Source organism: Methanoculleus taiwanensis (genome assembly GCF_004102725.1).
In the GTDB taxonomy this organism is placed as follows: Archaea; Halobacteriota; Methanomicrobia; order Methanomicrobiales; family Methanoculleaceae; genus Methanoculleus_A; species Methanoculleus_A taiwanensis.
The window spans coordinates 15,708-37,974 of record NZ_LHQS01000002.1 but is presented as its reverse complement, the minus strand read 5'-3'; the positions used below and the strand labels follow the sequence as shown (position 1 = coordinate 37,974).

17 protein-coding genes are annotated in these 22,267 nt (G+C 59.8%); 5 read left to right on the top strand and 12 right to left on the bottom strand.

What is annotated here, in order from left to right; translation table 11 throughout:
* Nucleotides 1-137 precede the first annotated feature (137 nt).
* From ABH15_RS04960 to ABH15_RS04950, 3 genes are all read right to left on the bottom strand, one after another.
* Nucleotides 138-1,211: a CapA family protein gene (locus ABH15_RS04960; RefSeq protein WP_128693284.1), complete on the bottom strand. Its 1,074-nt coding sequence runs from the start codon at nt 1,209-1,211 to the stop codon at nt 138-140.
* Between the two features lie 8 nt (nt 1,212-1,219).
* Nucleotides 1,220-2,584: a phenylacetate--CoA ligase family protein gene (locus ABH15_RS04955; RefSeq protein WP_241648019.1), complete on the bottom strand. Its 1,365-nt coding sequence runs from the start codon at nt 2,582-2,584 to the stop codon at nt 1,220-1,222.
* A gap of 149 nt (nt 2,585-2,733) precedes the next feature.
* Entirely contained in the window at nt 2,734-2,919 is a 186-nt protein-coding gene (locus ABH15_RS04950) for a hypothetical protein (protein ID WP_128693282.1), read from the bottom strand.
* A 371-nt stretch (nt 2,920-3,290) separates the two neighbouring features.
* On the opposite strand from ABH15_RS04950, the gene ABH15_RS04945 reads away from it, so the two are divergent.
* Both ABH15_RS04945 and ABH15_RS04940 read left to right on the top strand, forming a co-directional pair.
* Nucleotides 3,291-4,307, top strand: coding sequence for a GNAT family N-acetyltransferase (locus tag ABH15_RS04945; protein WP_128693281.1), 1,017 nt, complete (start codon nt 3,291-3,293; stop codon nt 4,305-4,307).
* 278 nt (nt 4,308-4,585) lie between these two features.
* Nucleotides 4,586-5,617, top strand: a complete 1,032-nt coding sequence (locus tag ABH15_RS04940) for a GNAT family N-acetyltransferase (RefSeq protein WP_128693280.1) — start codon at nt 4,586-4,588, stop codon at nt 5,615-5,617.
* Nucleotides 5,618-5,729: 112 nt separating this feature from the next.
* On the opposite strand, the gene ABH15_RS04935 is transcribed toward ABH15_RS04940, so the two are convergent.
* Complete coding sequence (locus ABH15_RS04935) at nt 5,730-7,136, bottom strand: phenylacetate--CoA ligase family protein (protein ID WP_128693279.1); 1,407 nt, start codon at nt 7,134-7,136, stop codon at nt 5,730-5,732.
* A 766-nt stretch (nt 7,137-7,902) separates the two neighbouring features.
* Here ABH15_RS04935 and ABH15_RS04930 point away from each other — a divergent pair.
* Complete coding sequence (locus ABH15_RS04930) at nt 7,903-9,048, top strand: archaeosine biosynthesis radical SAM protein RaSEA (protein WP_164913639.1); 1,146 nt, start codon at nt 7,903-7,905, stop codon at nt 9,046-9,048.
* A 66-nt stretch (nt 9,049-9,114) separates the two neighbouring features.
* Here the strand turns inward: ABH15_RS04930 and ABH15_RS04925 are convergent, their stop codons facing one another.
* The 8 genes from ABH15_RS04925 to ABH15_RS04890 form a co-directional block, all read right to left on the bottom strand.
* Entirely contained in the window at nt 9,115-11,268 is a 2,154-nt protein-coding gene (locus ABH15_RS04925; protein ID WP_128693277.1) for a bi-domain-containing oxidoreductase, read from the bottom strand.
* The gene (locus ABH15_RS04920) at nt 11,249-12,454 is read right to left on the bottom strand and encodes a hypothetical protein (protein WP_128693276.1); all 1,206 of its coding nucleotides are present in this window, start codon (nt 12,452-12,454) and stop codon (nt 11,249-11,251) included. The genes ABH15_RS04925 and ABH15_RS04920 overlap by 20 nt, the downstream gene beginning before the upstream one ends.
* Nucleotides 12,439-13,647, bottom strand: a complete 1,209-nt coding sequence (locus ABH15_RS04915) for a glycosyltransferase family 4 protein (protein ID WP_128693275.1) — start codon at nt 13,645-13,647, stop codon at nt 12,439-12,441. Before ABH15_RS04915 ends, ABH15_RS04920 begins: the two co-directional genes overlap by 16 nt.
* 22 nt (nt 13,648-13,669) lie before the next feature.
* Entirely contained in the window at nt 13,670-15,040 is a 1,371-nt protein-coding gene (locus ABH15_RS04910; protein WP_128693274.1) for a nucleotide sugar dehydrogenase, read from the bottom strand.
* Between the two features lie 20 nt (nt 15,041-15,060).
* The gene (gene wecB, locus ABH15_RS04905) at nt 15,061-16,140 is read right to left on the bottom strand and encodes a non-hydrolyzing UDP-N-acetylglucosamine 2-epimerase (protein WP_128693273.1); all 1,080 of its coding nucleotides are present in this window, start codon (nt 16,138-16,140) and stop codon (nt 15,061-15,063) included.
* Nucleotides 16,141-16,180: 40 nt separating this feature from the next.
* Nucleotides 16,181-17,335, bottom strand: a complete 1,155-nt coding sequence (locus ABH15_RS04900; protein WP_128693272.1) for a glycosyltransferase family 2 protein — start codon at nt 17,333-17,335, stop codon at nt 16,181-16,183.
* A gap of 558 nt (nt 17,336-17,893) precedes the next feature.
* Nucleotides 17,894-18,691, bottom strand: a complete 798-nt coding sequence (truA, locus tag ABH15_RS04895; protein WP_128693271.1) for a tRNA pseudouridine(38-40) synthase TruA — start codon at nt 18,689-18,691, stop codon at nt 17,894-17,896.
* A complete protein-coding gene (locus tag ABH15_RS04890) occupies nt 18,688-19,353 on the bottom strand; it encodes a CehA/McbA family metallohydrolase (RefSeq protein WP_128693270.1) in 666 nt (221 codons plus the stop codon). The genes truA and ABH15_RS04890 overlap by 4 nt, the downstream gene beginning before the upstream one ends.
* 44 nt (nt 19,354-19,397) lie before the next feature.
* Between ABH15_RS04890 and ABH15_RS04885 the strand changes: the two genes are divergently transcribed.
* Both ABH15_RS04885 and ABH15_RS04880 read left to right on the top strand, forming a co-directional pair.
* Nucleotides 19,398-20,822: a dihydropteroate synthase-like protein gene (locus ABH15_RS04885; RefSeq protein ID WP_128693269.1), complete on the top strand. Its 1,425-nt coding sequence runs from the start codon at nt 19,398-19,400 to the stop codon at nt 20,820-20,822.
* A 62-nt stretch (nt 20,823-20,884) separates the two neighbouring features.
* The gene (locus tag ABH15_RS04880) at nt 20,885-22,258 is read left to right on the top strand and encodes a PQQ-dependent sugar dehydrogenase (RefSeq protein ID WP_128694286.1); all 1,374 of its coding nucleotides are present in this window, start codon (nt 20,885-20,887) and stop codon (nt 22,256-22,258) included.
* Nucleotides 22,259-22,267 lie beyond the last annotated feature (9 nt).

The window sequence follows — 22,267 nt, the reverse complement described above, 5'->3', positions numbered from 1 at the left end:
AAAACCAGTGAACATCAGGGCAACGGTTCCGGGAGGGAGATACGTATATATACTCGCACCATTCCGAAGTATAAAAATGACGCGATAAATACGAGGAGGAGAGGTTTCACGAAAAAAGAGTAGATTCAAACAGGCGATCAGGTTCCGTTTCTGCCACGCAGCCTTCTCCGGAGCAGACCGCCGTAGCACTGCAGACAGAACGGCGTTGCAAGCCACACACCGCACTCGAGGAGCGGCAGAACGCCATGTTCCCGTATACGAAGTCGGTAACTCTCAAGGTTCATCTTCATGTAGTTCCCGGCGATCTGCTCAAACCACCAGCGGTTCGTGATCCGGTTTTCGGTCACCGCTCCCGAGAGATCCGCTACATAGCCGAGGATTCGTGCGGCATCGTCCGGTTCTGCGGGAGAGGGAATGAAGTTGTCGTCGACGGTAACCGGCGTCACGGAAAAGTCATCTATGCCGTCCTTCCCGAGGTCGACGGAGAGGATGCACGAATCGTGCGAGATGCCGTGCGGCCAGTTCGGGTCGAACTGGAACATCCCGAGCGAGTAGGCGATCAGCCCACCGTGGTAGCGCTCCATCGCCTGGATGGTGTGGGGGTGGTGTCCGAGGATGAGGGTTGCACCGGCATCGACAAGGCTCCTTGCCAGCCGTATCTGACGGGGTGACGGGTGATGGACGAGCTCCACACCCCAGTGCAGCGAAACCGCAACGTGGTCGCACAAACGCTTCAGCGCCCTGATCTCGGAGACCATCCGATCCTCGATCAGCCTGTTTACGGCTATTCCGGCGGGCATGGCACCCCGTCCGATAGTATAGCCGAGAAGACCAATCTGCACACCGTTCCGCTCGAAGACGGCATGCGAGGACGGGTATCGGGACGTCGACCCGCCCACGAACCCAATACCGCTCCCGACCAGAGCATCAAGCGTATTGGAGAACCCAAGGGCGCCCATATCGAGAGTGTGGTTGTTCGCCACACTGACAACATCGAAACCGGCATCCGTGAGGTACGATACCCGGTCGGGCGGGGCAGCGATGACGTGATGCTTCGGCGCCGGTTCCCCCTCCGTCGAGAGAGCGGTCTCGAGGTTGCCGAAGAGAATATCCTTATCCTTGAGGAGGTGGCGAACATGCTTGAAAGGATGGCTGCCGTTTACCGTCTGCAGCCAGATATCGCCGACCGCCATCAATTTGACCGTATCCATCCGATACCTCACAGATCACAGTTCTCAAGCGGAAGCTGCTGTATCAGGAAGCGGTACTTGCCCCGTTCGGTGCGGGGTATCGAGTCGACGAACCGGATGGTTATATGCACATCCTCGCCGAGTTTCTTCTGGGACTCCTGCCGGATAGACTCGGTATCACGGTCGGTGTACCCCGGTTTACGTACAATCCTGAGTATGACCTCACCCTCTTGTTCCTGGTAGAACTGGAATTGAATGACATTGTCAAAGACCGCAGAGTGCATGTTCACGGCGGTCATGGGGATCAGACGGTCGTTTCTCGTGACGATGAACTCCTGCAGCCTCCCCTCCACTTTCTTCAGCAGCGGGTATGCACGCCCGCAGGGGCAATGGTCGGTATCCCTGACCGCGAGGTCCATCGTCCGGTAGCGGATGAGCGGGCAGACGTAGTTCGTAAGGTTTGTCGCGACGACTTCGCCGAGCTCTCCGGGAGCGGTCACCGGGAGGTTATCTTTGCCGATCAGTTCGACGATCCCGTACTCGGGGAAGATGTGGTAACTCGAGCTCTCCTCGCACTCTCCCGCAAGGACGGTCTGCTCGCTGTTGCCGTACCAGCTGTAGATCCGGCACCCGAAGACGTCTTCAACGAGCTCGCGCTGCCAGGGGTAGAGGTTCTCCGACCCGCAGAGGATGGCCTTCAGCGTCGGAAACGGTTCTACCTCGTGCTTCTGCATATACGTCGCGAGGATGCTGATGATGGAAGGATAGGCCTGAATATATTTCGGCCGGAACGACCGGATCCGGTCGATGTAGGCAGGCAGCGTCTCTTCGGTTATGTGGTACGACGACATGATGAGCCAGCGGCCGAAGAGTGCCTTCTTCCAGAAGACCCCCTCGGGGTCGGGGTCGACGACGTGGCCGCGGAGGATGACGCACCGGTCACGGAACCGGTAGCCGACCCGGTCCCACTGCGCTTTCATAAACGCCCACTCTCTCGCCCGCGAGACCCCTTTTTCGTAGTAGAACCCGACCGGAATACCGGTCGACCCACCGGTCGTTACGTACTCAAAGGCATTCTCCGGGTAGTTGGTCGCCCGAAGCTCAGCGAGGTTGTTCTGGATGATCTCCTTCGTAAGAAACGGAAGCAGGCGGAGGTCAGCGAGATTCCGGATATCTTCCGGTTTGAGGCCTCGCTCGTCGAAGATACGCCGGTAGTAGGGGACGTGCTCGTACGCGTGGTCGAGCAGCCGCGCAAGTTCGGCACGCTGATAGGCCTCGAGCTCCTCCCGGCTCCACCACTGCGAACGCCGCAGAAAGGCATACGTTCTTCGGAAGGTGCTGTAGGTAGGGAGTAGGCTGAGAGCCTTAGCCGTAACCGACTCCCGATTGTACACGCAATCCCAGATCTGAAATATTTCAGCTCCCTCCTTCGCACCCTGGTTTCCGTCAGCGACAGTTCATCGCTCTGCCGATCTCCTCACCGGGGTTTTCCATCTCCATCTTCCCCGGAACAGTGATACACGGTCATGCTCGCCCTGCTCCATCAGAAGAAGTTCTCGGATGAAGGCATCGCTTCCCGGTCCTCTCCCCACATCGAGTAAAAGTGCTTCAAGAACTCAGGGAACAGATGTTTCTCTTTAAAAAACACCCAGACGTCGCCACTCGCGTTGCAGCACGTCCAGGAGTGAAAAGAAACATCATCCATGGCCAACAGACGGAGCGTAACCATGCCCCTACCTCATTCATACCAGTATTTAAAAATATCCCAGCCTCCGATGACACACAGGGTGACAAATTCCATTCTGACTCACTATTCTTCGTTCCGGATAAAAAGCAGCCAGAAGAACAGCGTGCCGGAAACCTGCCGGACTGACCTCGGAGATCGCGAGGCTAAACGGCATAGTATCGGCCGTATACCCGGGAGAACCGATCTTCGGGGCCAGGATCTCCCCCTCTTCCGGCAGGGAGATGTCTCGGCAAATCCGCCCGGTAACGAGCGCCGTTTCGGGGAGGAAGCTCCGGAAATTATATATAGAGAGATCGTCTGAATAGACCCGACGGGCGACCTTGAAAGGAGGTACGCACGATGCAGGTGGGCGCATGACAGTGCAGTTACTGAGCGACAAAGAGATCTGGGATACGTTCGTCGACGAGAGCCCTTCAGGGCTCCTCTTCCACAAGTGGGACTATCTCACCATCACCGGGAAGCATACGGGGTATACGTTCCTCCCGTACGGGGTGTATAAAGGAGACGAACTCATCTGCCTGTACCCGTTATTCCAGAAGAGGATTCACGGCGTAAACGCGGTCTTCTCGCCGCCCCCTCTGACCGTCATCCCGCACCTCGGGTGCGTCATGGGCAGGGAGTTTGGCGGACTGAAGCAGAGCAAGAAGGAAACCTTCCTCAAACTTGTCGCCGACGAGATGCGGCAGGAGATTGCAGGTCTCTCCCCAAACTACATCTCGATAACCCTCGTCCCGGACTTTCTCGATATCAGACAGTTCATCTGGGACGGGTTTTCCACGAGTATCCACTACTCCTATGCCGTCAACCTGGAGAAATCCCTCGACGAACTCTGGGGAGACCTCCACTACAAACTCCGGAACAAACTGAAGAAAGCTGCGAAAGCGGATATGCAACTCGTGAAGAGCAATGATCTCTCGGCGTTCTATACGCTGCTCTCCGAGCGCTACAGCGACCCCGCACTCGACATCCCCGTCATCGATCGTGCCTACCTCACCGATCTCATGCAGGCGTACCCGGAGAATATCGGGCTGTACTACCTCTACGATGCAGCGGGCGACGTGGCCGGGTTCGTCACCACCCAGGAGTACAAGAAGTTCCTCCTCTGGATAGGGACGCCGAGGCTTGAGACGCCGCTCGCCGGCAACGAGTACCTCCAGTGGCTCCTGATCGAGAAGGCAAAAGCCGAAGGCTACCGGCAGCTCGAGAATATGGGAGCGAACAATAAGGATCTCGTCTTCTTTAAATCAAAGTTCAATCCCGATCTCCTGATCTATTTTGAGATATCGAAGAAGGACAGGCTCGGTGCGGTCACCGAGTGGGCGTACCTCAATCTCGTCAAGAAGATGATGATGCGGACAGGGCGAGTATAGAGGGCATCCCTGCCCGTCCCGTCCCCGGGACCCCTCACGCCCCTGCCGCGGACAAAATGCGTCCATTCTTTAAATCAGCCGGTAGTCCACGGGAAGAAACGATACACGACGGTACTGCAAGGCCATTCTCCCATCAGCATATAATCCATCGCGTGGAGGGTCTAAGAACCGGTGAGATGCAACTCCGGCCGTTGCACCAAAAGAATCTATATATACCTGAAGAGAAGGGTTAGACTCGTCGAGCATACCGGCAGTCGAAAGGGGGAAGCGATGACGAAATGACGGTTGAGACGATAAAAGACAAAGAGACATGGGATAGATTCATCGACGAGAGCGCCGGGGGGCTGCTCTTTCACAAGTGGGACTTTTTGAAGATCACCGAGGAGCATACCGGATATCGGTTCTTCCCGTACGGCATCTATAAGGGCGAAGAGCTGATCAGCGTCTTTCCCCTCTTCTGCAGGAACGTACACGGCTTAAAGACGGCCTTTTCACCCCCGCCGATGCAGTCGATCATCCCATATCTCGGGTTTGTCATGGGACAGGAGTACGACACTCTCAAGCAGAGCAAGAAAGAGTCTTTCTTAAAGATGGTTTCGGACGATATCCACGCCACGCTCCAGGAGTTCTCGCCGAGTTACCTCTCGATGATGCTGGTGCCGGATCAACTCGATATCAGAAACTTCATCTGGAACCAGTACAGTGCAAAAGTCCATTACACCTACACCGTCGATTTGACGCAGCCTTCCGAGGAGATCTGGAACGGTTTCCACTACAAACTCCGGCATAAATTAAAGAAGGCCGGACAATCGGGGATGGAGCTGCATCGCGAGCACGACATCTCGACGGTCTACCAGGCGGTCTCTGACCGGTTCAGCCAGCCGTCGATGAACATCCCCATGATCAGCAGACGATACTTCGAGGATCTCTTTCGTGCTTACCCCGACCACCTCGCTGCCTACAACCTCTACGACAGAGCGGGAGAACTCGTGGGCACTGTCACCACGCAGGAGTACAAACGGTTTCTCCTCTGGATGGGTACGCCCCGGATGGATACCGCAAGCGCCGGCAACGAGTACCTCCAGTGGCTCCTGATGCTGAAAGCAAAAGAACGCGGATTTCACACGCTTGAGAACATCGGCGCGAACACGAAGAACCTCAACCTCTTCAAATCCAAATTCGGTTTCGAGATCACCGTATACCTCGAACTCTACATGAGAAATATGCTCGGAACGATGGCGGAGTGGGTATACTCGAACATCATCAACCCAAGCAGGCTGAAACGGAGAGTCGTCTCCTACATAGAGTGAAACGGCACCGCACCCGGCCTTGCAGAACCCCTGCCGCCTTCTATTCTCAACACGCAGGCTTCACGGGAGATGCCGATACGTCTCCCGGGCCCGGGCTCCTATCCTTGCGTCCTTATCCGGCCTCTACCCCGGCATGCAGGTCACCCAGTTCGATCGGGAGCTTCTGGATGAGGTAACGATACTTCCCGCCTGCGGTCCGGGGGATGCTGTCGACAAAACAGATCCCGACCCTGATACCGTCGCCGAGCTGCCACTGCAGTTCCTGCCTGAGCCGTTCCGTATCACGGTCGGTGTAACCGGGTTTCTTCACGATCTTGAGAACAAGTTCGCCAACCCTCTCCTGGTACATCTGGAACTGCCTGATATTCTCAAAGGCATCGGACTCGTAGTTGATCGGCGTGACCGAGATCAGGTGGCCGCTCCCGGTGACGATGAACTCCTGCAGCCGTCCCTCTACCTTCTCAAGCAGAGGGTACACCCGTCCGCAGGTGCAGGATCTGCTGGCCGAGACGGCAACATCCTTTGTCCGGTAGCGGATAAGCGGGCAGATGTAATTGGTGAGGCTCGTCGCCACCACCTCCCCCATCGCCCCAGGCTCGGTGAGAGGTTGATCGTCTTTGCCGATCAGTTCAACGATCCCGTACTCGGGGAAGATGTGGTAGCAGGAACTCTCTTCACACTCTCCTGCAAGGACGGTCTGCTCGCTGTTGCCGTACCAGCTGTAGACCCGGCACCCGAGGACGTCTTCAATCAGCTCGCGCTGCCAGGGGTAGAGGTTCTCCGACCCGCAGAGGACGGCCTTCACCGTCGGGAACGGTGCAATACCGTTCTCCCGCATATACCGTACGAGCGTGATGATCATCGAAGGATACGTGTGGATATACTTCGGCCGGAACGACCGGATCCGGTCGATGTAGGCGGGCAGCGTCTCCTCGGTCATCTGGTGGGAAGACATAAGGAGCCAGCGGCCGAAGAGCGCCTTCTTCCAGAAGATGCGGCTCTCGGCCGAGTCGACGACGTGGCCGCGGAGGACGACGCACCGGTCACGGAACCGGTAGCCGACCCGATCCCACTGCGCTTTCATAAACGCCCACTCTCTCGCCCGCGAGACCCCTTTTTCGTAGTAGAACCCCATCGGAATGCCGGTCGACCCGGACGTCCTGACGTACTCGAAGGCGTTCTCCGGGTAGTTGGTCGCCCGGAGATCCGCGAGGTTGTTCTGGATGATCTCTTTCGTGAGAAAGGGGAGCAGGCGGAGGTCAGCGAGATCCCGGATATCTTCCGGTTTGAGGCCTCGCTCGTCGAAGATACGCCGGTAGTAGGGGACGTGCTCGTACGCGTGGTCGAGCAGCCGCGCAAGTTCGGCACGCTGATAGGCCTCGAGCTCCTCCCGGCTCCACCACTGCGAACGCCGCAGAAAGGCATAGGTCTCCCTGAAGGCAAGGTACGACGGAAGAAGACTGAGCGCTTTCAGCGTCAGAGGATTCGCCGCTCCGAACCTTTCAAGCAAACCATTCATGCAACAACCATCCTCCCCGGCTCACGGAGTGCATGCAAAATGCACGCAGATTCCCAGAGAGAGCCGCCTCCCGGAGTGGGGTACGGGAGCCCGCAGACCTGCCGCATCAGCAGTCCACCGCCGGCGGGCTTGCGGGAGCTCCCGAAACGGTGCCGGCATCCGATCTTTCCCATGCACTCCTCTCCCGATCATACATCGCGAACCTCCGGGAAACATATCTCCGGACGGCCATTCCTCTCCGGGGTCGTGGATCCGATCCATCTCCACGCTTTCCAAACTGCGGTCCGAAATACTGCAAGCCACCAATTCCCGATGAGAGAAGATACCCTCACCGAAGAGGAGCATACAGGCGCTCTCGCTCTCTACCTACAAAATACATAATATAAAAACATTGCCTTGAGCGGGCTACCCGCTCCGGGCTCTGATACCTTGAGGCGGGAACCGGATACCGACCATGGGGGGCAGGTAGAGACGATATCCGTCCGTTCGCCCCGGACGTTCCGCCTGGAACAGAGTCGTTTTGTGCTCAGTTTAAGAAGAACTCATCGCTTACCGGGAACAGTACGGTTTTCAGAGGTCGCTGAAGAGCGATCGGCCAGGCAAATATTTAAATAGTGTGAAGTTGTCCATGGGTATGTCTTCGCATCGAGAAGAAGCGACACCTGCGACCGAAGGTGCGCCCGAAACGGGCGTGCGTACGCCGCAGGCAAAGGGGGGAATATTGATTCTACAAAGCAGCGTTACTGATAGCCTTAGCGATGCCCGAATGTCTCCGGAGATACCGCTCGAGGGGATTGTTCAGAAAGAGATCCAGATGCTCGCCGGAGAACTACGACGAAGGAACGGCAATAGTGAGGAGGAACTCGATTTTTCCATACCGATAGGATGGGAGGAGCGGACGGGGCACCTCAACGACGAACCGATAAAGCGCCTGATCATTTTTTTGCGGTCGACAGGATGCGAATGGGTCGATAAGACCGGCGGCTGCACGATGTGCGGGTTCTACTGTGCAACCTCACATGGCCGCGAGGTCTCTGCAGACGACTACATACGCCAGTTCGAACACATTGCGGATACGGTAGACCTCGGGGAGTACCCGGTCATCTCGGTCTACAACGACGGCAATATGTTTAACGAACACGAGATGCCGCTTGAAGCCATCAAGGGGATATGCAGGCAGATCGACGAGTACTCCGGGATCAAAAAGGTCGTCGTGGAGTCACGGATCGACTACTCTCCCGAGGATCGGGTTCTCGCGATGAAGAAACTCCTGAACGGGCGGCAGCTCGAGCTGGCGTTCGGTTTTGAATCGGCGAACCCGCAGGTGATGAATCTCTGCATCAACAAAGGGTTCACGTCGCATAACTTCGACATCTTCTTTGAGCGGATGCAGCGGCTCGGTGTCCTCACAAAACCTCTCCTGCTCGTAAAGCCGCCGTTTTTAACCGAGTCCGAATCCGTGGCCGACATTCTGCAGACGCTCGACTACCTCGCGTCGAGGGGCGTCGACTATGTCGATCTCGAGGTGACGACCGTCGAGAAGAACACGGTCGTGCACGCACTCTGGGAGCACGGCCTCTACCGCCCGCCATGGCTCTGGAGCCTCGTCGATCTGCTGCAGCGGGCTGAAAACCGCTTCGGCGACCGGATGCGGGTTTATGTAAGTCCCTGGACGTACTCGGTCGAATCGCTCGACTGGGCACATAACTGTGGGGAATGCGATCAGGAGCTCGTCAGAGCCGTCGAAGAGTACAACTACCGGTTCGATACCGGCGTCTTTACCGATATCGACTGTTCATGCATCGATACCGGATGGGGGAAGGCCACGAGCGAGCAGGATAGCCGTTCCATACCCGAACGTATCCGCGATCAGCTGGCGCTCCTTCGATCTACGCCGGATATGCGCCGGTAACCCATTTCTTTTCCCGTAAATTCGAGCAGTTCGTTCCAGACCCGGAAAAAATAGTGAGAGCCGTCTTCAGAGTCCGACGGAACCCGTATCGATTGAGAGCGGCCTTCCTGAGTCAATAGACTCCCACGCCCGGATGGTCGCGAGCGTGGTTGCGACGCTGCCGGCGAAGTCGGGTTCTTCGCCCCTCGCGAAAGCCAGCAGCTCTTCGAGGAATCCCTTGTCCTGGGAGAGCCAGCGGCGCTCCTTCTCCGTCTTCCCGCCCTTCATCAGCCGGAGTTCCCGGAAGTCCGTTATCCTGCCAACGGCGCCGCTCGAGAAGACCTCGACCGTCTCTTTCGAGTAGGCGCGGTCGCCGAGCGTCGTATACGTGACCGTCCCGAGCGAACCGTCGTCGAAGTTTAACACCGCCTGGAAGTTGTCGTATTTGCTGACGGTGCCGACCGGCTCGATGCCGCGTGCATAGACCTGGACAGGCTTCGCTCCGGTCATATACTGCATGTAATCGATGAAATGGCAGCACTCGGAGATGAGCATCCCGGCACCCTGCTCCTCGTCGTGAACCCAGTGATCGGCGGGGATCTCTCCCGCATTGACCCGGTAATGGATGACCATCGGAGAACTCCGGTTCGCGAAGAAGGCCTTCATCCTCCGGGAGAGCGGCGAGTAGCGGCGGTTGAACCCGACCGTCACCGATCCGTCGTACTGCTTCACCGCATCGACCACCAGCCGGAGTTCGTCAAGCGTCGTTGCCAGGGGCTTTTCGACGAATACGTTCTTTCCGGCGGCCAGGGCCTCGGCCGTCATAGCGGCGTGCATGTCGTTTCGGGTGGCGATCAGCACCGCCTGGATCTCGGGATCCTCGAGGATCTTTTTGTAGTCCGTCGTGCAGTAGTCAAACCCGTACTTCTTCGCGACCCAATGGGCAGATAGACCCGTCGCCGTCGCGAGCCCCCGGAGAGAGATCGGCAGCACCGGGAGATGGGGGTAGAGTGAGCTCAGCGCATGGACACCCGCACCGATACACCCAAGGTTTTGCCCGGGCACCGCCTTTTTTTCACCCTTCGCCGGGCTCTTCTCCATCACCGCAACATTCCCGGCGGGGCTCTTCCCGTTCCCGTTCGAGCTGTACTTCAGCAGAACGCCGAGGTACTTCTCCTTCCCGCCCGCGATCATCGCGTATGCGCCCGGCGCCTCGACGAGCGCAAACTCGTGCGTGATCAGCCGGTCGAGCGAGATCTTCTTCTCCCGGACGAGCTCGAGGAAGGCCTCCATATTCCGACGCTCCGTCCACCTGACGTAGATCGGGTAGTCTATCCCGCGCTCCTCGTAGTTCCGGTCGTAGCGTCCGAGGCCGTACGAGCGGGAGACGACGACCTCGGCCTCCTTTTCGTAGAAGACGTCCCGCGGGATGTCGAGGCCGACGTTGCCGACGATGACGACCCGGCCTCTGTCGCGGACGAGGTGCCCGGCAGCCTCGATCGGCGCGTTCGACTTCGTCGCCGCCGTGATGATGACGGCGTCGGCACCGAAGGGTGAAAAAACCTGCAGTTTCTCGAGGAGCCCGTCGTAGTTCGAGGTCTGGTCGGCACCGAGCTCCCGCGCCAACGCGAGTTTTTCAGGATCGATATCGATGCCGAAGACCCGTGCTCCGGCGGCTTTCAGTATCTGGACGGTGAGGATGCCGATAAGCCCGAGGCCGATGACGGCAACGGTCTCCCCGAGGCTCACCTCGGCGTTCCGCACCCCCTGCATCGCTATCGCGCCCACCGTCGTGAACGAGGCCTCGTGGAGACTCACGCCCTCCGGGACGGGGACGCAGAGGTTCTTCGGAACGGAGACGTACTCGGCGTGGACGGCATACCCCGCACCCCCGCAGGCGACCCGGTCGCCGACCGCGAAGTCGTCGACTCCCGTCTCGGTAACGATTCCGGCGCAGCTGTATCCGAGCGGTTCGGGCTTTGAGAGGCGGCTCATCGCCTGCTGGTAGGCAGAGAGAACGCCGTCCGTCGTCACCTTCTGGATTACCTTCTTCATGTCGTCGGGCCGATCTTTCGCCTTGCCGACGAGAGACTTCTTCGCAAGGTTGATGAGAGCGGTCTCGGTGCCGGCGCTGATGAGGGAGTAGCGGTTCTCGACGACGAGCCCTCGCCTTGCCAGGGGGACGGGAACGTCCTCAACCTGGATGTCTCCTGACTGTAGATCAAGCAATACCTGTTTCATAATGATTCTCCCATACGAGTGACTGGGTGAGACAGTCCAGCACTTCCGATGTCATAAATAAATCCGGGAAATTCTTCGGCGGCTCTACGGTGGACGTCTGGATCCGGAGCATCCTGCAGAGGATATCGAACGTCCGCGAGTCGACGGCATCGGCATACCTTCTCCGGGCGATCTGGCGGTACATCCCGTAGCCGAGCCTGAACGCCCGGTGCTGCAACGGGAACGTTCCGAGTGCGGCAGTCCGCACCGCGGTGTGCACCGACGGTACGAAGTCGACCCAGGAACCCGGTTCCCAGCGGAGCACGAGCCCGTCGAGGCTCCGGGCAAGCCCCTGCAGCGAGCGATCCGCATACTGCCGGTACGCTTCATCCCGCCGGGCGAGGTAGTCAAGCGAGGCATACGCAAACCCGTAGGCGCCGCTTAAGTAGTAGGCAAACATGAGCCCGCTCCCCGACCAGTCGAACCGACCGTCCCGCCGCTGCTGCCCGATAAGCCACTCCGCCGCCTTCCGGAGACTCGCCTCCACGCGATCGTCCGAAAGGACGGTGTTGATCTTGGCGAGGTAGTACATCGTGACGGCCTGGTAGTGGACGCACGGCACGTCGAAGGCGTACGGGTACGTCCCCTTATCGACGGCATACGGGTATACCCCGCTCGCCCACTGGTTTTTTACGATGTTCTCGGCGGCACGGGCGGCGGCGGCGAGAGCGACACCGTCACCGAAGAGATCGCCGTACCTCGCGAGGAACGCACCGCAGGACGCATCGACGTTCAGGTGGTCGGCCGTGTACTGCGAGGATTTGAGGAAGTACCCGGGGCGCAGCTCCTTTGCGAGGACATAGTCCCGGGCTTTCCGAAGCGGCGTGCCGTGAGGATAATAGTCGTGGGCATCGACGAGCGCCTCCCCGATGAAGGAGGTGATCAGAGCCGACGGCTGATTGTAGTTGACGTGGATCTCGTTCCACGAACCGTCGCCGTTCTGCGCCGCCGCAACGAAGCGGAGGATGGAGCCGACGAGCTTCGTCTCGCCCGTCCGGAGAAGCGCTTTTACGACCTCCGCGTGCACCCGGTTTCGGACGATGCCGAAGACCGGATCGCGGATGTATGCCAGATCGCCGTCGAGAACCACGTTTCGCCTGACTTCATCGAGGATATTCCGGGTAATCTCTGCTACGCGCCCTTCCATGCCATCCTCTCGATCTGCTGTTTGAGCTTCCGGGCTACCGTCTTGCGATCGTAGTTCTTCGCCACGTAGGCTCTCCCCTGCCGCCCCATCTCCTCCATCTTCTCGGGATTGTCGATGAGCGATGCGAGCGCCCGGGCGATCGCTTCAGGGGTGTTGTCGGCGATGATCCCGGCGCCCGATTCACTGGCGAGATGCGCAATCTCGCCGTTGCCGCAGCCCACGAACGGAATGCCGCAGGCCATGTACTCGTACGCCTTGGTCGGAGCCGCATACTCGAGGTTCGCCATCTTCTTGAGCGGAGCGACCCCTATGAGCGACTCCGAGAGGAGCCGCGGGATATCCTCGCGGGGCAGGACACCCGGGAAGAGAACCCAGTCGGCCAGGTCTTCCGCCCGCACGAGCTGCTCGAGCTGTCCCCGGATGTCGCCGTCGCCGACGATGAGGAACTTGAGGTTGTACTTGCCGTTCATCGCCTTTACGGCGAGAGCGACCTTATCGAGGTCCTGGGCGTGCCCGATGTTTCCGGCATAGACGATCTGCCGTTTCTTCTCGCCGATCACCGGCCGGAAGAGGTCGGTGTTGACACCGTTCGGCATGAGTTCCATCGGCGCGGCAACCCGGTACCGCGAGGCGATCCGCCGCCCGAGTTCGGTGGTCGTGACGCCGACGAGATCCGCATTGGCAAGGCAGAGCTGTTCAAACCGCCTGCTCATCCGCTCATAGAGACTCCCTTCCCTGACAAAGCCGAGGCTGACCGAGGCGTCGATCCAGAGATCCCGGATATCGAGGATCCATCGCTTCCGGAAGAGGCGCTTTGCCACAACCCCCGGTATTCCGGTGAAGAGCGGCGGAGTCGATGTGATAATAACGTCGTAGCGCCCCGCGGTAACGAGAAACCGCAGGAGCACGTGCAGGGGGAAGACGAGATAGTAGAGCATTCTACTGACGAATCCCGGATCACGCGTCTTCGGCTGCCAGCCAAAGAGGCGTATCACCTCGACGCCGTCCACCTCGGTCTTTTCCGACGGTCTCCAGACTCTCGGAAATGTTCCGGTCGGAAACGTCGGATGAGGCGCGACGACCGTCACCGGAACACCCATTTTAGCAAGGTGCATGGCCGTATCGTAGATACGCGACGCGTTCCCGGAACGTTCGGGAGGGAAGTGCTGCGAGACGATGAGCACACGTTTCATCTTAACGCCCCACCTCGCGGCATCATGAGATATCCCCCCGCTCCCCGTGCGGGACCGGCGGCAGGGTCGGGGCGATCCCGGACGGGCTGAGCGAGAGCAACGCCGACTCCTGGCCGGAACCGACCTTCGCGACACCGAGGGTTACGAGCGGCGAACTTGCGCCGTCGCCGAGTACCCGGACGTTAAACCCTTCGTCCGCCCATTTATCGTGAGGCAGGATATTCCTCGTATCCACGACGTTCTTCGTCCGCATCGAAGCGCCGGCGGGATCGAGCGTCCTGAAATAATCGTGGTCTGCGAGCACGACGATGCAGTCGCTGTCCCGGACGGCCTCGTCGAGATCGAGGAGCGGGTAGTGGAACTGCTTTGCGTGCGGGTCGAAACACCGGACGGTATACCCCTCGTTCTCGGCAAGTTTGATGAACTTGATCGCAGGGCTCTCCCGGGTATCGTCGACGTTCCCTTTGTAGGCGACGCCGAAGACAGTGACGTTCGCGTCACGGATGCCGTGCACGAGCCCGCGGACGACGTGCAGGACGTAGTTCGGCATGGAGTCGTTGACTTCCCGCGCCATCGAGATCATCTTGCACCGTGTCGAGTTCTCGGTGAGGAACCACGGGTCGATCGCGATGCAGTGCCCGCCGACACCGGGGCCCGGGTTTAAGACGGAGACCCGGGGATGCTTGTTTGCAAGGTTGATCGCCTCCCAGACATTGACGCCGCACTCCTCCGAGAGCTGGGCAAACTCGTTTGCGAGAGCGATACCGACATCGCGGCAGGTATTCTCCATCAGCTTGACGAACTCGGCGGTCTTCGTATCGGTCTGGTAGATGGTGCCCCGGACGAACGCACGGTAGAGTTCTATCGTCCGTTCGGTCGACTCTCGGTCGTATCCGCCGACGACCCTGCAGTTGTTCACCATCTCCGCAAGCGTGCTCCCCGGGATGGCGCGTTCGGGACAGTGTGCGTACAGGAAATCCCCGGCGGAAAACCCGCTCTTCTCGAGCCTCGGGATGATCACCCGCTCGCTCGTTCCGGGCGGCACCGTCGACTCGAGGATGACGTGATTGCCCTTCCGGAGATACGGCGCGATCATCCCCGCCGCCTTCTTGACGAAGGTGAGATCCGAGACTTTCGTCCCGGAGTCGAGCGGTGTCGGAACGGCGATTAAAAAGACGTCCGCCTCCTCAGGCTCGGTCTTCGCGACGAACCGGTCACGCGCCCTCGCAAAGAGCTCGCATATTCCCGGCTCTTCAAACGGCAGTTTTCCCTGATTCAGGGTATCCACAACGCTCTGCTTTACATCGACGCCGACGACGTCCGAACCCGAAGCCGCAAAGAGCAGTGCTGTCGGTAGACCAATGTATCCCAATCCTAGAACGCAGATTTTCATGTTTTCCCCCCAAAATCGCCTCAGTTCGACCGTGCCGCGGCACAGACGAGCACGATCATCTTCCCGGCGATTCCGTCTCCGTACGGATTCTTCCAGTGATTGCTCCGGCATGCTGCCGACCTGACACCTTCGAGGATCTTCGCCGATTCGGTGCCGACCAGTATGTTGGATCCGACGTCCAGCGTCTCCGGCCTCTCCGTATCGTAGCGCATCGTGGCGCAGGGCACACCGAGGACGCACGCCTCCTCCTGCACACCGCCAGAGTCGGTGAGCACGAGCCTCGCCTGTGCCTCGAGCTGCAGGAACTCAAGGAACCCAAAGGGTTTCGTCAGCTGGATGCCGTCCATCCCGATCCCGAGCTCGTCGATCCGTTTCGCTGTCCGGGGATGCACCGGGAAGATCACCGGCATCGAGAACTCTTTCCGAATTGACTCGAGACCATGGATGATATCCTTGAGCCGGGCTCTGTTATCGACGTTCTCCTGCCGGTGAGCGGTGACGAGGAAGTACTCTTTCGGCTTGAGCTCAAGATCCCGCAGGACATTGACCTTCTTCCGCGAGATATCGAGGTTCTGGTATATGGCGTCCACGACGGTGTTGCCGGTCACGCAGACCTTCTTCTCGTCGATACCCTCCCGGAGCAGATTCTCACGGGCTTTTTCAGTGGGGGCAAAGAGATAGTCCGACATATGATCCGTGAGGATACGGTTGATCTCCTCCGGCATCCACCGGTTGAAACTGCGCAGGCCCGCTTCGATATGACCCACCCGCATGTGCAGTTTTGAAGCGGCAAGCGCTCCAGCGACAACGGTGTTGGTATCGCCCTGCACGAGGACGACATCGGGAGCCTCTTTAAGGAGGATGCTCTCGGCACCGGTCATGATCTTCGCCGTCTGTTCGGCGTGGCTTCCCGAACCGACGTCCAGATTGTAGTGCGGTTCCGGGAGATCGAGGTCTTCGAAGAAGACTCTGTCCATCTCGTGCGAGTAGTGCTGGCCGGTATGCAGGACGAAGTAGTCGAGGTTCCTCCGCTCGCACTCCCGGATGACCGGCGACATCTTGATGATTTCAGGGCGTGTACCGAGAATTATTCCTATCATGGCGTCATCTCCGCTATTTCCACACGTGGCAGCGATCCGTTCATGATGCCCTCACCCGTGAGACGATATCGAGCATCACTCCCATCAGGAGCGTTATCACACCGGCAACGAACAGAGCCGAGAGGGTAAACCCGTACTCGAGTGAGAACGCTCCGGATTCATTGAATACCGCGAGGAACTGCATCCAGAGGAGCATGCCGAGGGCGATCGATGCAAAGCCCGGCACTCCGAAGTACAGGAGCGGTTTTTTCTCAACCGAGAGCCAGAAGAGCGACGTGAGCACCTCGAAGCCATGGGTGAACGGGTTCTTCGTCGATGTATCGAAGTCGCCGTACTTGCAGTTGATGGGGCGCTCCCCGACGCGCAAGTTCTCCGCCTGGGCTACCTGGAGCATCTCGGACTCGGTCGAAAAATCGTCTTTTCGCAGTGAATCGAACATGGATTCGATCGACCGCCGGTTCAGAGCCCGAAAGCCGCACTGTGAGTCAGTGATGGTATGGCCAGCGCTGGTGACGACGTCAAGGACGGTTCTGCCGAAGCGCCGGTAGACCGGCATCTGATCGAGTGTCCGGTACCCGATGACGAGGTCGGCGTCACCGTCGGCTATCGGTTCGAGGAGGCTCGGGATCTCTTCCGGGTTGTGCTGACCGTCCCCGTCCATGAAGACCAGAGCATCGAACTCGTTCTCAGCGGCGTACCGGAGCGAGGTCTTTATCGCCCGGCCTTTGCCCTGCTGCGATCCGTGCGAGATCACCGTTGCTCCTGCTTCCCGGGCGATATTCGCCGTTTCATCGCTGCTCCCGTCATCGACGACGAGAACCTCATCGACGTAGCGACGGGCCATAAGAACAAGCGAGCCTATCGCTACCGCCTCATTGAGGCAGGGTATTGCAACAAGCGACTTCTTCCGGGCTTTCTTGAGCGGTTGAGCAGGAGTTTCGATATTCTCGTTTACTGTTCTTCGGTATCCGGGCAGAGTCGGCTGTTTCAGCGGATTAATCGATTCCTGTATCTGACAATGGAGCGTAGGGGTCTCGATGGAGCTCTTCAGCTCGTACTCCCTGCGGATCAGACGGTCTAGTTCTCTACGGTTACCTGTATCTGCAAACTGTGGTCGTGGAACGGTAATCTCCCGGGCGCTATGCCCACCTGCACCTGCAGGCTCCGTTCCGAGACCTGGATCAATGTCGTACATCCACTTTCCCCCCTTGACGTACTGGAACGGGACTGTTCAGACATATATTAATATGTTATTATTAACAGCATTTCGTTAACACTATTTAAATTAGAACGAGATGTAATTACCATCGTGTGTGTTACCCCTTCGAAAGAATATATAAAGGTTCCGGAGAGCCCGCTTATTGAGGAATCGGTACGGATTCGGCCTGGAGCCGATCCCCTGCACCTGTTTTCACGGACGGTCATCTGCAGACGCACCGGATATGCACAAGTATTATATGTGCTCAACGAAAACGGCACCAGCCGGGTGTGATTTTCCCTGCCGCACCTCCTTTGGAGAATTCATCCCGTACGGCACTATTCTTTTTAAACCAAAAGATCATGGCAGCCCCGTTTCCCGATCACCCACATAAAAAGAACTGCAACCCGCTGCAGGTGTCGGGGAGCCCTCCGATACCCGGAGGGCAGGGCGAAAGGATTGATATGCAGGAGATGGCAATACGCGTACCAGAGGCTCCCGTCCCCCTTCCCACCCATTCACGTATCCGGAAAGCCCGGGGATGCAAAGGCGCCGTCACCCGGACCCGGGTTCCGGGAGAACGCCCGATATCCGCTCCATCAGGGCGTGGTGGCGTCGGAGCGTGGTGAGATACTTCCGGCTCTTCGCATCCGTCCGGAGCGGAGTAAAGACCTGTTCATAGTCGACATCCCAGAGAATCAGCCCCTCGGCCGGCGATGCCGGGAGCCGGTCGGAACCGGGCTTTTCGAGGAATGCGCCGAGATCGTCGACGGTGGCAACGCCCCGACCGGCCATATCGATTGCCGTGGCCATGCACCGGACCATATTCCAGAGGAAACTCTCTGCCGTGACCTCAAAGACGCAGAACTGCCCTTCCGGAAATATCCTGGCGTCAAGCACCGTCCGCTCCGGATTTTTGTCACCGATCCGGGCAAACGACGAGAAGTCGTGGCGGCCGACGAACCGCTCCGCCATCTCCTGCATGGCACCGGTGTCGGCCGGGGGATCGGGGAAGTAGTAGCGGTACGTCCGTGAGAGAGCGTCATACCGGGGGTTGAACGACTCCGGGACGACCGCGTAGCCCGTGCACCAGATATCGGGGGGGAGCAGCGCACCGAGCGCCTGCAGGGCGCGATCGGGGAGGGGCGTCGTGAAGGCGGCGACCCACCTCCGGGCGTGCACCCCCCGGTCGGTCCGCCCGGCTGTCTGAAAGGCGGCGCTTCGCCAGTCGTCGAAGAGCCCGAGCCGCATGCACGCCTCGATGATCTCTCCCTCGACCGTCCGGAGATCGGGCTGCATCTGCGAGCCGAAGAAACCACCGCCGAGGTACGCGATCCGGAGCGCGAGCCTCATTGGTGTACCCGTCGTTTGATCCTCCGAAGGGCCCCTTTAAGGGACTGGCGGGTATAGGTGTGCAGCGGCGTCATCCTGCCGCCTGCTATGGTATTCCCCTCCCGGATCGCCTTGAGGATCGAGGCGACGTCCGGTTCCGCCGAGACCAGCGCGTGGCCGAATCCGACGTAACGGGCGTTATGCGCATCGCTGCCACCCACACAGGGTTTGTCGTACTGCCGGGCGATCTTCGCCGCCTTCCGGTTCGCCTGACCCGTAATATACCGGCTGTTAAAGGTCTCGACCGCGTCCACCGACGCTATCCCGACCTTCAGCTTCCGTCCGACACCGTGGCGCCACATGTGATACGGGTGCGGGAGGATCAGCAGCGCTCCGCGTGCACGCGCATAGGCGACGGTCTCGAGGAAGTCGCGACCGGACGGGATCGGGTCGGTTATCCCGAGGGCGATGAGATGCCCGTGTTTCGTCGATATCTCCATCCCCGGAATGACGACAAGCGGTGTCTCGCATGTCAGGGCATAGCGTGCCCCTTCCACGGTGTCGTGATCCGTGATGGCGATCGCGTCGAGACCCACCGCCTCGGCGCGGCGGAGGATATCCTCGACACTGCTCTCGCCGTCCTTTGAGAAGTTTGTGTGGATATGCAGGTCGCACCGCAACATGAGATCACAACTATTTTTCACGTTCTGAATGATAATGGAAACGTATGCGCATCTTACTGCCTACCGGTTCGACGACGGAGGCCACCGTCCGGAAGACCGCGGAGCGCTTTTCCGGAAGATACGATATTACCGTGGCGATAACCGGGGAGATAGCCTCGTTCCTTACTCCCCGGCAGCTCCGCTCGCTGCTTGCCGGTGCAGGGTACGACATGGCGATCGTCTCGGGGATGTGCACCGCATCATTCGCGGAGGTGGAAGATGCAACCGGCGTCCCCGTCTACCGCGGTCCGCGCCACGCCGCAGATCTGGCCCTGGTGCTTTCGGTGCTGGATTCGGTCAGGCTCTCGGGGACGATTCCCGCAGACGACTTTCTGGCTGCGGAACGGCGGGCTGAGGCCTGCAGGAAGGTTGGGGAGCGTGAAGCGGCGGCAGACTGCGACTTTTTGATCCGCGGGCTTAAAGTCGGCGGCGGATCGCGGATCAAGGTGCTTGCCGAGATTATGGATGCGCACAAACAGGACGACCTCCGGGCGGAGGTGGAGCAGTTCTTCGCCTCCGGGGCGGATATCGTCGACCTCGGGTTCGGTTTCGATGCCACGCCGGATGACGTCCGGCGGGTCTTCCGGGAGGTCGCCGATATCGACAGGCCGCTTGCGGTCGACAGCCAGGAGCCACACCTCATCGAAGCGGCGCTCGAACGCGCGGATCTGGTGCTGAGCCTGCACGAAGGGAATATTCCGATGGTCGGCGCGGCGGTCGCGGCATCCGGCGCCGCGGCGGTGGTTGTCCCCCGCGATAAAAGCCTTGATGAGAACCTCGCAACCGCAGAGGCCGCGGGCATCTCCTGCCTCATCGCCGATCCGCTCCTGCAGCCCGTCGGGTCGGGTCTCGTCGCGTCGCTTGCCGGTTTCGAAACGGTGGACTGTCCCCTCTTCTTCGGCGCGGGAAACGTCGTAGAACTCCTCGACGCCGACTCCCCGGGCGCGAACGCGCTCCTCTGCGCCATGGCGCACGAACTCGGCTCCGCCGTCATCTTCACAAGCGAGCACTCCGACAAGACAAAAGGGTCGGTGGCGGAGATGCGGCGGGCGACCGAGATGGCGGTACTCCTCTCGGGCCGCCCCTACCCGAAAGACCTCGGCCTCGACCTCCTTATCCTGAAAGAAAAGCGGCGACGGCGGGAGCCGCCCCTTGAGTACGATACGGAGATTACCGCTCCCCCGATGCCGGAGGAGATCGAGTACGACCCGCTCGGGTGCATCCGGATCGGCATCGAGGGCGACTGCATTGTCGCCGTCCACGACGGCACGGCGATCAGGGGCAGGCGGTGGGAAGACGTCTTTGCCGCGCTCCTCGCCGAAGGCCGCCTCTCCCGGATGGATCACGCCGCATACCTCGGGAAAGAGCTCTACAAAGCCGAACTCGCGATCCGGTTCGGCAGGAGTTTCGAACAGGACGGCACCTTCTGACGAGGGCGCCCGCACATTCTATTTATAGGAGCCACTCCCCTACCCGGGAAGCGTGGGTGACAATGCAGAAAGGATTGATCATTGCCGCGATTATCGCGCTCTTTCTCCTTGGTGCGGCGGCCTTTATCGGAATTCAGCTCCTTGGGGCGCCGTCCGGCACCGCTACGACGGATACCCGGACGTCGGGCACCGTCACGCCTGCCGGAGAGGTCGCCGTCGGGCTTGAAACGGTCGCTACCGGGCTTACCGCTCCGATTGCCCTCGCAGCGCCCGCCAACGGATCGGGACGACTCTTCATCGCCGACCAGACGGGGACGATCCGCATTATCGAGAACGGCACCCTCCAGGACGAACCATTCCTCGATATCCGGGGAAGGATGGTGAACCTGAACCCGGGTTACGACGAACGCGGCCTCCTTGGGATGGCGCTGCACCCGAACTTTACGGAGAACGGGAAGTTCTTCGTCTACTACAGCGCACCGCTCGCAGAAGGGGCGCCGGACGGGTGGGATCACACGAGCCACCTTGCGGAGTTCTCGGCCGCCGAAGGTGACCCGGATACGGCCGATCCCGGTTCGGAACGGATCCTGCTCCGGGTCGACCAGCCCCAGGCGAACCATAACGGCGGGCAGATAACGTTCGGTCCGGACGGCTACCTCTACGTCCCACTCGGAGACGGCGGCGGGGCAGGCGACACCGGACCCGGCCACCCGCCGCCCGGCAACGGCCAGAACACCTCGACCGTGCTTGGGAGCATCCTCCGGATCGACGTCAACGGGGGCGACCCGTATGCCGTCCCGGCGAGCAACCCCTTCGCGGACGGCACCTCCGGCAGACCCGAGATATTTGCCTACGGGTTCCGGAACCCGTTCCGCATCGCCTTTGACGCCGGCGGCGAGCAGAGCCTCTTCGTCGGTGACGTCGGCCAGAATCGCTGGGAGGAGGTGAATATCGCCCGCGCCGGTGAGAACTACGGCTGGAATATCAAGGAAGGAACTCACTGCTTCGACCCGCAGAACCCGGGTGCGCCGGCAGCCGGATGCCCGGAGACCGGGAGCCGAGGAGAGATGCTTACCGGGCCGATCATCGAATACCCGAACGCGGGACAACCGGACGGGATCGGCCAGGCGGTGATCGGCGGGTACGTGTACTGGGGGAGCAGCATTCCCGCTCTTCAAGGGCAATACGTCTTCGGCGACTGGAGCACCGGCGACGGGACGCTCTTTGCTGCCGTGCCCGCAGAAGGCGGTAACGCCACGACCCCGTGGAGTATGAGCGAACTGGCCGTCGCTGGTACCGGAGCGGGAGGAGTCGGGGCGTATATCCTCTCGTTCGGCCAGGATGCGGAGAACGAACTCTACGTCCTGACCTCGGAGAATGCAGGCCCGACCGGCACCACCGGGACTGTCTACCGGCTCGTCCCGACAGGCGGGTGAAAGAGAGAC